Genomic DNA, 12,198 nt, shown 5'->3' with positions numbered 1-12,198 from the left:
CGGATGCCGACGCCCGCTGTCCGCCGGTGTCCGCACCCGGCCGCGGCGTTTCGGGCACGCAGCGTGAGGGCACTTCTAGCAGCCCGCCCATCGCGATCGAGGAGTCTCGATGCCCCGTCCGTGGGACGCCGACCCCAGCGCGGAGTTCCGCCGCCGGATCGGCCCAGCGCCCCTTTCCCTCGGCGTCACCAAAGCCGGCCCGGACTGCCCCGACATGTGGGAGCTCGACAACGGCGACATCGCCGTCATCGGCCGCGACGCGACCGACGCCTATCGGGGTCGGCTGCCCGACGGGGTCAGCGTCGGCGCCGACGAACGGCTCGTGGTGATCCCCCGCGTCACGTTGACCGCGGCGAAACCGGAGATCCCCGATGCTTGAGCGGCTGCGCGACCTGCCCGCTCGGCCGCTGGACCGCCCCGAATACCACGCCCAGTACTGGAGCGCCTACGAGCACGGCGGGGTCTTCTGGAAGCTCGAGCGGGCGCAGCACTTCGAGGAGCCCGGGGACGCCAGTTGGGAGGCCTTCGCCGCCGGGGACTGGGAGAAGTCCCTGGAGCTGAACGAGGCGGACCGATCCGACGCCCGGGCCATGGCGGCCAAGGACCGCGAGGTCGGCATGGAGACCCGGCGCATCCGGGTCGTGGAGCACCCGGTGGCGCCGTATCTGCAGTGGGAGATGCAGTTCCTGCGCCTGCTGGCCGAGGCCGGGCAGTCGCTGCGTGTCGTGCCGGCCGCGGCGGTGGCGCACCTGGAGGACCGGGCGCCGCTGCCGGAGGTGGTCGTGCTCGGCGGCCGGGTGCTGTTCCTGGTCCGCTACGACTCCGCGGGGCGGGCGTGCGGCGCCTGGCGGGTCGACGAACGCGACGCCATCGCCGCGGCCGTCGACGAACTGGCCGGGTTGTTCTCGTCCGGGGAGCCCCTGTTGGACTACTTCCAGCGCGACATCGCGCCGCTGCCCGCTCCCGCGGTCCGTCCGTGACGGGTGGGCCCGGGTGAGGGGAGGACCGCGACCGCGCGCGGCGCACGGCGACCGCGCCGCCGTCCGCGTACTCGCGCCCGTCGTCGTGGCGCTCCTGGCGGTGGTGGTCGTCGGGCTGGTCGTCCTTTCCCCGCTGGGGCTGGGGGCCGTTGAGAGCGTCAGCGACGACTGGGAGAGCCTGAGCTTCGTCGGGCAGACCTACGGCGCCGCCTCCGCGCTGCTCGCCGGGCTGGCCCTGCTCGGGGTCGTCGCGACGCTGGTGCTGCAGGCACGCGAGACGCGGATGTCGCGGGAGCTGGCGCTGCGGGACTCCAACAGCGAGCTGCTGCGCATGGCCATGGAGGACCCGGAGTACGCGCGGTGCTGGGGCGCGAACCTGCCCATGGCCGACCGGGCGGAGCAGCGGCGGAGCATGTACACCAACATGATCGTGTCCCAGTGGGAGATGGCCTACGACTCCCGCGCGATCGGCGACGAGCATGTGCGCGCGCTGGCCCGCGGCCTGTTCGCGGGCAGGATCGGCTGGGAGTTCTGGAACCGGGTGCGGGCGTTGCGGCTGCGCACGGCCGAGACCCGCCGGTCGCGAAGGTTCCACCGGATCCTGGACGAGGAGTTCCGGCGGAGTGTGGAGCCGCCGCCCGACGCGCAGGACGAGGGGCGGCGGCCCCGAAGGGCGCGCGGACGACTGCTGCGGCAGGCGTGGCCGGGCGTCGGCGCGCTGGCCGCCGGGGGTGTCGCCGCGGCTGTGCTGCTCGCCCGCCGCAGGCGGCCGCGCGGGCGGGGAGCCTGCGACGAGCGGGGCGATAGAGGCCGGCGGCGGGGGCCGCGGTTTCCGCCTACGGGGCGGCGGGTGTCATAGCCGGGCAGGGGGACGGCGCCGCGGGTCGACGGGCGCCGGGTTCGGCGTCATGGCCGGGACCGGCATCGGCCTGTGCGCCGGGGGCCAGTAGGCGTGCGGGGGCGGCGGCGCACCGGCGGCCCGCCTGGCTGCCGGGGGCGGCGCGGTTCCCTTGGGTGGAGGAGGGCGGTGGTCGGCCGCCGTGCTCGTCGCGGGTGCAGGCACGGGTGCCCGCACAGGTGCCGGGGCGGGCGTCTGCGCCGGTGCCTGCGCGGACGCCGGTGGGGAGGCGGGTCGGGGCGCGGGCGTGGAGGGGGGCGTGGACCTCGTCGGAGTGCTGCTGTCGGCGGCGGCCGCCGGTCGGTGTCCCGTCAGCATCGCGGCGATGAGGTGTTCGAGCGCCTCGTGTGTGGGGGCCTCCACGAGGCGGCCGTGCCCGGGGAGCAGGGCCCACCAGGTGCCGGTATGGGTGCCGTACCAGGCGGTGACGCCGGGGAAGAGCGCGTTGAGGCGCCGGGCAGCCGGGTGGATCGTCGGGGCTTGACGGCGCAGCCGCTGATGCACAGCGGGCGGAGCGGGCCGACTCGCGGCGGAAGGCGGGGTGCTCATCGGTCGCCCTCCTCGGTGCTGGGCCAGGTGCGGCCGGAGGCGTCCAGATGGCAGCCTTCGTGCGCGGCCGGGCGCAGGCAGGGTGCGGGCGCGGTGGTGTTGGGCGCTTGGGGCGTGCCGCGGCCGCAGTGGTCGCCGAGCAGCGCGGCGGCGCGGGCGAGGATCTCCAGCGCGGCCTCGCGGACGGCGGCGGGCCAGTAGGTGTCCTCCCGCAGGCTCGCGATGAGGTCGTCGGCCATCTGGTGCAGGCCGCGCGCCTCACGCAGGTCCAGGCGGCGGGTGGGTGTGCCCGTTTTGCTGCGGGTTGTTGGTGCCGAGGCGGGGCGGTCGCGGCGGTCGGGCTCGGCGGGGAGGTCGAGGTAGGGCCGCGTGCGCGGCGGAGGCGGCGCGAACTGCGTGAGCGCGAAGTCAAGCGCGGCCAGGTTGCTGGCGGCGAGGGCGGTGGACTCGTACAGGCGGTGGTGCGCCTGGTAGGGCGCCGGGTGGCCGGGTGAGTAGGTGAGCCGCCACAGCGCGCGGTGGCGGGTGTGCACCTCACAGAAGCGGTCGTAGTCGGGCGGGATGGCGGGTTGCGGGGGGATGTAGGGGCGGGGGCGGTCGGTGCGCGGCGGCCGGGACGGCGGCCCGGTCTGTACCGCGTTCTGGATAGGGTCGGACATGTCGTCAGCTCCTGTGTAGCTGGTGGCCAAGCCCCGGGACGGTGCCAGCCGTCGCCGGGGTCTTTTCATGCGTCCACTTTGCATCGGAGCAGGTGAGGTATCTATAGCGAACTGGATACCGGGCAATTTTGGGGAGAGGTGAGGCTCAGGGAGTTTTTCTGTGCTGAGATGACAACCATGAGTGGAGCAACTCAAGACGTGGCACGGCGGTTCGGGCGCGAACTCTCACGGCTGCGCGAAAACGCAGACATCACGCAGGCCAAGCTTGCGAAAGAGCTGGAGATCAGCTCTTCACACCTCTCGAATATCGAACGTGGCGAACGAACCCCCAAGGGCTCACTCATCGCCCAGGTCGACAAGGCCCTGTCAGCAGATGGACATCTTGTTCGACTATGGGAAGAACTAACGGGAAGCGGTCGATCGGTCTGGCTTGACGAGTTGGCAGACCTCGAACGGGACGCCACAGCGATCATGGAGTCCCAGACGATGATGTTTCCGGCCTTGCTCCAGATTGAGGCCTACGCGAAGGCCGCAGTCTGCACGCTTTCGCCGTGGATGACGCAGCACGAGATCGCTGTGAGCGTCCGAAACCGGATGGAACGTGCCGAACGGTTCGTTGCATCCGAGTCACCGATTCATTGGGCCGTGATCGATCACTCCGTGATCACTCGGAAGATGGGATCGGACGACCTGCATAGAGAGCAACTGTCACACATTGCCGACCTGATCAGCGACGAACGTGTCTCGCTGCAAGTGGTCTGCGGTCGGCACCCGGGGATGGCCGGACCCTTCAAGATCATCTCTCCCCCCGGGGCCTCCGATGTGGTCTATGCCGAATCCGCGCACTCTGGTCAGATCATCGACACCCCCGAGGATGTTCGGAGGTTCCGTCTCGTCTACGGTGCGATCCAAGCAGCAGCACTCTCGCCGGACGAGTCCGCGCGGTTGATCCTGAAGACGCTGGAAGGATTGGAACATGGGTGAGTTCGGAGCCTGGCACAAGTCCAGCTACAGCGGAGGGGGGCACCAGGACTGTGTGGAGGTCGCGGAGTCGCAGGAGCAGGTCAAGGTCCGCGACACCCAGAACCGAGGAGCTGGCTATCTGACCCTCTCTGCCTCGGAGTGGTCCGCCTTCCTCGCCGACGTGAAGGGCGGCTTGCTGTAGCGCCGCTGGCACACGCGAGGGGTCCGGGCGCCCCGGACCCCTCGGCAGGCGGTTTACCGGCTGGCCATGATCAGCCGTTCTGGTGACCACAAGCGCGGGATCCTCGACAATAGAGGGCGTACGTCATCCCTCCCCCGCGCTGCCAGGAGTCGCCGTGGTCGACCATGCATCCCTGCTCAAGGACTTGCAGAAGCAGGTCAAGCTGCTGGAACAGGACCTCCGGGAGCGCAGCGAGGATCCCACCGCCATCAAGGGGATCGGCGAAGACGGACAGGAAGAGTTCTTCGAGGACGCGCTGCGTCGCGAGCACACACGCGCCTTCGAGGCCGAGCGCACCGCAGCCACCTACGAGACCTGGCGGGACGAGCGGGTCACCCAGGCGGCGGCTTCCTGGGTGCTGGCGACGGTCTTCGTGCGCTTCTGCGAGGACAACGGTCTACTGGAGCACCCCTACATCTCCGGCCCGCGCGACGAGCGCAACCGCTACGACATCGCGCAGGAACTCAAGGATGCCTGGGTGCTGGAGTGGCGGGAGAAGGAACCCGACTCGCCGGAGCGCACCGACCGCGACTGGCTGGTGCACACGTTCGAGGAGATGAGCGTCTCCAGCATCACCGCCGGCCTGTTCGACCGCAACCACAACCCGATGTGGACCATCACGCCGTCCCACCAAGCAGCGAAGGCCCTCATCGACTTCTGGCGCGAGGTCGGCGACGATGGCCACCTGGTCCACGACTTCACCGACGAGACCTGGGACACCCGCTTCCTCGGCGACCTTTACCAGGACCTCTCGGAGTCGGCCCGCAAGAACTTCGCGCTGCTGCAGACACCGGAGTTCGTTGAGGAGTTCATCCTCGACTACACGCTCGAACCGGCCGTCAAGGAGTTCGGCCTCGACGGCAACCGCATCTACCAGGCGGAGAGCAAGGGCTTCCGCATGATCGACCCCACCTGCGGCTCCGGCCACTTCCTGCTGGGAGCCTTCCACCGCCTGCTCAACAAGTGGCGCGAGGCGGAACCGGGCGTCTCGGAGTGGGACCTGATCAGCCGCTCCCTACGCAGCATCCACGGAGTTGACAAGAACCCCTTCGCAGTGGCAATCGCCCGCTTCCGTCTCCTGGTAGCCGCCATGAAGGAAGGCGGCATCCACCAGCTCACAGAAAGCAACCCGGAGTGGCCAATCGTGGTAGCGGCCGGTGATTCCCTGCTACATGGTCGAGGGGCACCGGGCCGCAAAGGCGAGGTGACGACGCCCGACCGTGTTCACCGATACACAACAGAGGACGTCCCCGACTATATTAACAAGCACGATTTGCTCGGCGTAAATAGCTACCACGTGGTCGTGGGAAACCCGCCATACATCACGGTGAAGGATAAGAAAGAGAACGACAACTACCGGTCCAGGTACTCGAGTTGCTCTGGAACTTACGCTTTGTCCGTCCCGTTCGCAGAGCGGTTCTTCAATCTCGCAAAGCGAGCCGGTGGCGACAAGGTTGGCGCTGGCCACGTTGGACAAATAACGGCGAATTCCTTCATGAAGCGCGAATTCGGAAAAAAGCTGATCGAGAAATTCTTCCGAAACGAGGTGCGCCTGACGCACGTCATCGATACCTCGGGCGCCTACATCCCGGGACACGGAACACCGACTGTCATCCTCGTTGGCCGGAACATGCTCAACTCACACAAGGCGTCCGTCCGGGCCGTTCTGGGGATCCGTGGAGAGCCCCAGCAGCCGCAGCACGCCGCAGAGGGCCTGGTTTGGCGTGCGATCACGAGCCAACTTCACCAGCCTGGTTCGGAGTCAGAATGGGTCACTGTCACAGAATTCCCCTGGAAGAGTTTCATCTCCCACCCCTGGAGTCTTAGTGGCGGCGGATCCGGAGAACTCTTCTCGACAATCGAGGGCACTGACACCCTGAAGTCTAAAGTCCGAATCATTGGACGCACAGCACACACAGGCAGCGACGAATCCTACTTCGCCCCCGTGAAAACGTGGCACCGATATCAAGCACCACCTGAGAAAATCAAGCCTCTTGTAGAGGGTGAAACTGTACGCGACTGGTCAATTGCACCAAACACAGAGACCGTATTCCCCTACGGAAATAATCTCCAGCCAGAACTTGCTGATGATTTCACCTCGAGACACCTATGGAAGTTCCGTTCACTTCTAAAAACAAGAAGAGAGCCAGGAGGTACACATGAGGAGATCGGCCTGACCTGGTATGAGTGGAGCCGATGGCACCCGGAGCGCTTCAATATTCCACTAGGAATCGGAATGAGCTTCGTGGCCACCCACAATCACTTCGTACTCGATCGAGGCGAGAAAGTATTCAACAGGTCGGCGCCAGTAATTAAGCTTCCGAAATCTGCCACCAAGGATCAGCATCTGGAGATTCTCGGGGTACTTAATTCGTCTGCGGCGTGTTTCTGGATGAAGCAGGTGAGTCACGACAAAGGTAGCCAGTCCGGGACCGGCGGATTCATGCATGACGAGTGGGAGAGGTTCTATGAGTTCACCGGAACAAAGATCCAAAACTTCCCCCTCCCCATGTCTTTTCCCCTAGATCTCTCCAAGGAAATCGACTCCGGAGCCCAGCACCTGTCTCGCCTGGAGCCTTCTGCAGTTTCCGAAAAAAGCACGCCCACCCGTGACCGCCTCAATGAAACCCGCGATGAGCACATCGCCACCCGTCGCCGCATGATCGCTCTCCAAGAGGAAATCGACTGGGACGTCTACCATCGCTATGGCCTGATCTCTGACGAAGAGCACGCCGAGGTGGTCCTTTCCAGCAGCGCGACAGTCCCGGAGGTCGAGCTGGGCGAACGGGCCTTCGAGATTCTCCTCGCGCGGAACGTCCAGGCCGGCGAAACAACCACTGTCTGGTTCACCCGCCACCACTCAACCCCAATCACCACCCTCCCCTCCCACTGGCCGGAGGAGTACCGCAAGGTCGTCGAGAAGCGCATCGAGCTGATCACCTCCCGCAAGGACATCGGCCTGATCGAGCGCCCCGAGTACAAGCGGCGCTGGCAGTCAGAGCCCTGGGAAAAGAAGCAGAAGGCCGCCCTCAAGTCCTGGCTTCTGGACAAGTGCGAAGACCGCCGCTTCTGGTTCCAGACCGACGGCTTCGGTGAGGAGCGTCCCCGCACGCTCTCCCTCCGCGCCCTCGCCAACCGCGTTCGTGACGAGTACCCCGAAGCCGCCGACGTCGCCTCGATCTACGACCCCGACAAGGACTTCTCCGCCGTCATCGCGGAGGTCGTGCAGACCGAGCACGTCCCCCACCTCGCCGCGCTCCGCTACAAAGAGACCGGCATGGACAAGCGGCGCCAGTGGGAGTACGTCTGGGACAAGCAGCGCGAGGAGGATGCGCTCAACGCCGACCTCCCCGAGGGAGAGCCGGAGAAGCGCCTCAACATCCCCGTCCCGCCCAAGTACACCTCCGGCGACTTCCGCAAGCCGACCTACTGGTCCAACCGCGGCAAGCTCGACGTCCCGAAGGAGCGCTTCATCTCCTACCCCGGCGCCGAGGACGACGAGGACGGCACCCTCGTCCTCGGCTGGGCGGGCTGGGACCACGCCCAGCAGGCCGACGCGCTCGGCACGCTCGCGCACAGCCGCATCAACGAGCACGGCTGGGCCGACGACCGGGAACGGATGACGCCCCTGCTCGCCGGGATCGCCGAGTTGATGCCGTGGGTCCGCCAGTGGCACATCGAGCGCGACGAGTACGGCGAGACCCCCGCCGACCTCGCCGCCGAGGACCTGTCCACCCTGCAGAACGCCACCGGCATCACCGCCAGCGACATGGCCGACTGGCGCCCCTCTCCGGCCAAGCGCGGCCGGAAGGGCACCAGCAGCGGTGCATGACCCCGACTGAGCCCCAGCCGCCCGCACCGATCCCGCTCCCGGCGGTCACACTCCATGCCCGTGACCGCTGGGACAAGATCACCGCCGCGAATTCCGCCGGCGCCCGCCCTACCCCTTACACCACCCGCCCCCGCCACACCGCCCCCACCGGCCGCTACCGGTCACAACGGCTGTTCACAACCCTGTGTCGTGTCCGAGAGCTGCCCCATAGTGTTGATACCGAGCGCTCCCGCCCCCGCCCGGTATCGCTCCTTCGACGTTCTGACGACTTCCTGACGACGGAATCGGAAGGTGCCGCGCACAGATGACCGCTCCCCCAGCCCCCGGTGCGAAGCGCGTCCTCAGCGACCTCATCGAGGTCCCCGAGGAGATCCACGACGGCGATTTCGTCTTCAAGCTCGCCGCAGGCGTCGAGGAAGGCCAAAGCGAGGCGATCGCGCAGTACGTGATCACCGACCAGCTCGCCGAGTGCTTCAGCGAGGCCCTCGACGCGGTCAAGGGCTCGCTGGCGCAGAACCAGTCCCGCGCGACCTACCTCAACGGCTCCTTCGGATCCGGCAAGAGCCACTTCATGGCCGTCTTCAACGCGATCCTGCGGCAGAACCCGGCCGTGCGCGACATCCCGCGGATGCCCGCCCTCCTCGACCGGCACGAGAACTGGCTGAACGGCAAGCGGTTCATCCAGGTCAAGAGCCACCTCGTGGACGCCGAGTCGATCGAGTCCGCCATCCTCGGCGGCTACGTGCGCCAGGTCCGCGCCGAGTACCCCGACGCGCCGGTGCCGCCGGTCTACCGCGCCGACGGACTCCTCGCCGACGCCCGCAACCTGCGCGCCACCCTCGGCGACGACGCGTTCATCGCCGGGCTGCCCGCGCTGTCGGACGACGGCTCCGGCGACGAGCAGCAGTGGGGCCAGTGGGCCACCTCCCGGACGTGGACGCCCGAACTGCTCGACCAGGCGTTCGCCGTCCCCTCCGGGACCGACGACAAGGACGCCGCGCGCCTCCGCCTGCAGCTCGTCAGCGCCCTGCTCCACCACCACTTCACCCGCTACGCCGACACCGTGCACGGCAGCGCCGAAGCCTTCGTCACCATGGACGAAGGGCTCTCCATCATCAGCCGGCACGCCAAGGACGAGCTGGGCTGCGACGCCGTCATCCTCCTCCTGGACGAGCTGATCCTGCGCTTCACCCGCTTCATCGGCAAGGAGTCGGTGATCAACGAGGAGGTGCAGAGGGTCGCCAAGCTGGTGGAGTCCTCCGAGAGCCACCGCCCCGCCCCCGTCATCAGCTTCGTGCCCCGACAGCGCGACCTGCGCGAGCTCGTCGGGCTCGGCGCGGGCACCGCAGGCGTCGACCAGACCCTGAAGTACTGGGACGGCCGCTTCGGGCACATCAAGCTGGCCGACGGCAACCTCACCGAGGTGGTGCGGCACCGCCTGCTGCGCCCCAAAAACGACAGCGCCGCCGCCGAGATCGCGACCGCGTTCGAGAACACCCGCAACGCCAGCCCCGAAGTCAAGGACGCCCTGCTCGACACCGAGGGCGGCGACGCCGACTCCTGGGAGGACTTCCGGGCGCTCTACCCCTTCACCCCGGCGCTGCTGCACGTCATGGTCGACCTCTCCGGCGCCCTCCAGCGCCAGCGCAGCGCGCTGAAGCTGATGCGCCAGCTCATGGTCAACCACCGCGACAGCCTGCCCGTGGGCCAGCTCGTCCCGCTCGGAGCGCTGTTCGACGTGCTCGACGACGGCGAGGACCGCCCGTTCAAGGACGTCCTCAGCGCGGAGTACACCAAGATCAGCTCCTTCTACCGGCAGAAGGTGCGCCCCTGGCTGCTGCACCGCCACGACCTTCGCGACGCCGACGCCGCGAACCTCGACGTCCGCGCCCCCTTCCGCGCCGAGGACCTGCTGGTCAAGACGCTGCTGCTGTCGGGGCTGGCGCCCAACGTCCCGGCGCTGAAGGACCTCACCGCCAGCCGCCTCATCGGCCTCAACCACGGCATCGTGCGCGCCCGGCGCACCGGGCAGGACATCGAGCGGGTGGCGGACTTCTTCCGCGACCTCAACGGCCAGTTCGGCGAGATCCGGGTGGGCAACCAGACCACCAACCCCACGGTCTCCCTGAACCTGCTGCGCGTGGACACCGAGTCGCTGATGCGCCAGGTCTACAGCGCCGCCAACGACCACGCGCTCAACCAGCTGTTCAAGCGGCTGCTCTGGCAGGAGCTGGCCCTGGACGCCGGCGCCACCCGCACCGAGGTCGTCTGGCGCGGCACCCGCCGTGTCGTGGAGCTGGACTACGGCAACGTCCGCTCCGAGGACCGGCTGCACCGCGAGCGGTTCGTGCCCGACACCGCGGGCGCGCTGCGCGTCGTCGTCGACTACCCCTTCGACGAGGAGGACAAGCACCCGTCCGACGATCGCGAACGGATCGAGCGGCTGCGCGAGGAGTTCAGTGAGCCGCCCGCAACGGTCGCCTGGTTGCCGAACTTCCTTTCGCCCGCCCGCCTCGAGGACGCCCGGCGGCTGCTGATGGTGGAGAACCTGCTGCAGCCCGGCGTTATCGAGCAGAAGGCACCCGACTGGAGCTCCGAGGACCGCCGCGAGGCCGCCGCCCAGCTCGACAACCAGCGCGCCCAGCTCGAGACCCAGCTCCGCGGGCTGATGCGCGGCGCCTACGGGCTGGTCGAGCCGAACGAGACCGACTACACCTCCTTCATCGACAGCCACATTCACGCCTTTCCCCCGGCGGCGAGCATCAGCCTGGAGGCCGGCAGCCAGTTCCCCGCTGCGCTGGAGCGCGTCTGCGGGAAACTGCTGACCCACATGCACCCCGAGCACCCCGACCTCTCCTCCGGCGGCAGCAGCCGGACGCCGGTGCGCCGCCAGGACCTCTCGGCGGTGCTGGAGGCGGTCGAGGCCGCCCAGGCCGACCGGCTGCAGCGCTACGAGCCGCCGAAGACGGCGCTTCCGGTGCTGCGCCGCGTCGCCCACGAACTGAGGATCGCGCAGGTCAGCGAGGTCTTCGTGCTGCGCGACGACTGGATGACGGCCCTCGACAAGGCCGCGCGCAGCGCCCAGGCCGACACCACCGAGATCCGGGTCCGCCACCTCAAGGAGTGGATTCGCGACACCGCCGAAGGCTCCGGGCTGCCCGACGACGTGGTGGACCTGCTCGTCCTCGTCTACGCCATCCAGTCCGACCGGGCCTGGATGCGCGGCGGCAAGCGCTACACCGCGGTCGGTATCGGCCAGCTCGAAGGCGACATCGTTCTCAAGCGCCAGGAACTGCCCTCCGCCGGGGACTTCGAACGCGCCAACGAGCGGGCCAACGGGATCTTCAAGCTGCCGAAGCAGCCGGTGCGCAACGCGCGAGCCGTGCAGCGCCTCGCCGAGCAGCTCAAGGAGCAGGCCAACCGGTGGCAGGCCGCCACCGAGTCGCTGCTGACCGAACTGCGCAAGCGGGCCGCGCTGCTGGGGCTGGACGAGGACGCGCCGCGGATCGCGACGGCCAAAGCGACACACGACCTGCTCAAGCGCATGCGCGGCCTGGCCGACGACACCGAGCTCGTCACCGCCCTCGCCCGGGCCGAGCTGTCCCAGGAGCCCAAGGTCTACCGCGACAGCATGGACTCCGCCTCCGCCGTGGCCCAAGCGCTGGCGGCGGCGCAGTGGCAGAACATCGAGGCGCTCGCCGAACGCGCCGAGCAGGGCGGCGAGCACGCCGAGGAGGCGGCGCAGCTCCTGGAGGGTCTGCGGCAGAACGCCCGCAACAACGAGCAGCAGCGCAGGATCGCCACTGAGCTGGAGAAGGTCGGGCGGGAGGCGTTCTCGCTGCTGGTGCGCAAGCCGCAGCCGACCGGCCCGGGTCCGAAGCCGCCCGAGCCCGTCGACAGGCCGAACGGGAAGCAACAGGTCACCCTCCCGGAGACCGGCGAGCACACGGCCACGCGCCGCCTGTCCGCCCAAGACGACCCGGCCGACGTCATCCGGACGCTGCGGCAGGAACTCGGTGTCGACGCGGACGCCGAGATCGAGATCACCGTGCGGGTGATCAAGTGAGCAGGGCGAG

8 protein-coding genes are annotated in these 12,198 nt (G+C 68.3%); 7 read left to right on the top strand and 1 reads right to left on the bottom strand.

Annotated features, from left to right (window positions below):
- Nucleotides 1–109: 109 nt before the first annotated feature.
- From RM446_RS19240 to RM446_RS19230, 3 genes are read left to right on the top strand one after another with little or no spacing between them, the layout of a single operon-like run.
- Nucleotides 110–379, top strand: coding sequence for a hypothetical protein (locus RM446_RS19240; RefSeq protein WP_311546757.1), 270 nt, complete (start codon nt 110–112; stop codon nt 377–379).
- Nucleotides 372–980: a DUF6879 family protein gene (locus RM446_RS19235; protein ID WP_311546756.1), complete on the top strand. Its 609-nt coding sequence runs from the start codon at nt 372–374 to the stop codon at nt 978–980. The genes RM446_RS19240 and RM446_RS19235 overlap by 8 nt, the downstream gene beginning before the upstream one ends.
- 13 nt (nt 981–993) lie before the next feature.
- Nucleotides 994–1,839 (top strand): DUF6082 family protein, encoded by an 846-nt coding sequence (locus RM446_RS19230; RefSeq protein WP_311546755.1) that lies wholly within the window; start codon nt 994–996, stop codon nt 1,837–1,839.
- Between the two features lie 584 nt (nt 1,840–2,423).
- Here RM446_RS19230 and RM446_RS19225 read toward each other — a convergent pair.
- On the bottom strand, nt 2,424–3,086 hold the full coding sequence (locus RM446_RS19225) for a hypothetical protein (protein ID WP_311546754.1): 663 nt from the start codon (nt 3,084–3,086) through the stop codon (nt 2,424–2,426).
- Between the two features lie 168 nt (nt 3,087–3,254).
- On the opposite strand from RM446_RS19225, the gene RM446_RS19220 reads away from it, so the two are divergent.
- The 4 genes from RM446_RS19220 (at nt 3,255) to RM446_RS19205 (ending at nt 12,188) form a co-directional block, all read left to right on the top strand.
- On the top strand, nt 3,255–4,070 hold the full coding sequence (locus RM446_RS19220; RefSeq protein ID WP_311546753.1) for a helix-turn-helix domain-containing protein: 816 nt from the start codon (nt 3,255–3,257) through the stop codon (nt 4,068–4,070).
- Nucleotides 4,063–4,251, top strand: a complete 189-nt coding sequence (locus RM446_RS19215; RefSeq protein WP_311546752.1) for a DUF397 domain-containing protein — start codon at nt 4,063–4,065, stop codon at nt 4,249–4,251. Before RM446_RS19220 ends, RM446_RS19215 begins: the two co-directional genes overlap by 8 nt.
- 154 nt (nt 4,252–4,405) lie before the next feature.
- Nucleotides 4,406–8,122 carry a BREX-2 system adenine-specific DNA-methyltransferase PglX gene (gene pglX / locus RM446_RS19210; RefSeq protein WP_311546751.1) on the top strand — a complete coding sequence of 1,239 codons (3,717 nt, stop codon included), beginning with the start codon at nt 4,406–4,408 and terminating at the stop codon, nt 8,120–8,122.
- A 304-nt stretch (nt 8,123–8,426) separates the two neighbouring features.
- Nucleotides 8,427–12,188, top strand: a complete 3,762-nt coding sequence (locus tag RM446_RS19205) for a phage resistance protein (protein WP_311546750.1) — start codon at nt 8,427–8,429, stop codon at nt 12,186–12,188.
- Nucleotides 12,189–12,198: the final 10 nt, after the last annotated feature.

It is taken from the genome of Streptomonospora wellingtoniae, from assembly GCF_031845375.1.
Lineage (GTDB): Bacteria > Actinomycetota > Actinomycetes > Streptosporangiales > Streptosporangiaceae > Streptomonospora > Streptomonospora wellingtoniae.
The sequence above is the reverse complement of the archived record's forward strand: the minus strand, read 5'-3'. Positions and strand labels throughout refer to the sequence as shown.